The following is a 1,186-nucleotide window of genomic DNA, read 5'->3' on the forward strand; positions in this document are numbered from 1 at the left end:
AGATCACAACTGAAGGCCCACTACCCTCTCATCGTCGAGGTCGTGCGAGCGTTAGGCCAACCCAGTCTCGGGACGGGTGTCATGGACCGGTATCTCGAAGTGGCGAGGACAGACGGCTCGATCGGACACACACGGTGGAAAGTTCGTGTTTGAATCAGATGCATCGGTGTTCGGTTAAGCCCTAGCCGGCAGTTCTGTGGGGTTTGAGCGTCGGTCACTCCCGCCGCGTGCGCCCGACTCAGGCAATCTTGGACCGTATAGAATATTACTGGGAGTGGTAACCGAACACAGATGGAATCAGATGCTTATCGCTTATATTCGATTGTAACAGCGGCCGGATCGTGATATTCATGCTACTAAATACTCGTGGATATAACCCGCTGGTAGAATATTACTACTAGGCTTAACTAAAGACGAGTGCTTACCCGTGTGGCAACTAAACTCAGAGCCACACACCTCAGTATGCCTCCAGCAGATTCCTCCCAACAGCAGACGGACGACTTCCACAGTCATCCGTTTATCCAGTGTGATGCGTGCGAGTCTGCTCTCCACTCTAACAGAAGACACACCTTGTCCTTCCTTCTCCTAGATCAGCTCACACTCCCTCTCGTTGGGTGTAATGAACACCTTGAGCAATTCGCCTCCGTCTGCGGATTCACTACCGAAAACACAGTTGAACTCATACAGCATTGGCCAGCCGGCGGTATTAACTGTCCCAGCTGCCACCTCGCACCACATAATCCAGATCAACCTGTACTCCCGGTACAGGACGGAGCAGTCGCCATCCTTGCCTGTCCCGAGCATCAAACAGAGATCATTGGTCGGTTCCACACAGGTCTTGATATACAACAGCAGCTAACTGCTTCCCTCGATACGCTACAATAGGCCCACCTAGGGTGTCATACAATAAGTACCACAGACGATGTCTCACTTTCGGAGAGAGTGAACCAGCACCGGGCTTTTCCGTCGGAAATGATGCGTATTAGCGAGATGCCTCAACCCGATCCAGTACAGTGTCCCGTCTGCGGCTGGACAGGGTACGTTTCCGACCTGAGCAGAGATCAGAACGCATCGTGTCCGAGTTGCGGTCAGGAGATCGATCTCATCGAGTAGTGGGACCGTGTGCGGCAACGACTTTTATTGGACAAATTTCCCAGAATGACTACTGGGCCTTCAGTTGTGATCT

At 52.4% G+C, this 1,186-nt stretch carries 1 protein-coding gene; it reads right to left on the reverse strand.

The genetic code is table 11. From position 1 onward, the window contains the following. Nucleotides 1–585: 585 nt before the first annotated feature. Complete coding sequence (locus Z052_RS20245) at nucleotides 586–831, reverse strand: hypothetical protein (RefSeq protein WP_155120081.1); 246 nt, start codon at nucleotides 829–831, stop codon at nucleotides 586–588. Nucleotides 832–1,186: the final 355 nt, after the last annotated feature.

Source organism: Halorubrum sp. C191 (assembly GCF_002727095.1).
Taxonomy (GTDB): Archaea; Halobacteriota; Halobacteria; order Halobacteriales; family Haloferacaceae; genus Halorubrum; species Halorubrum ezzemoulense.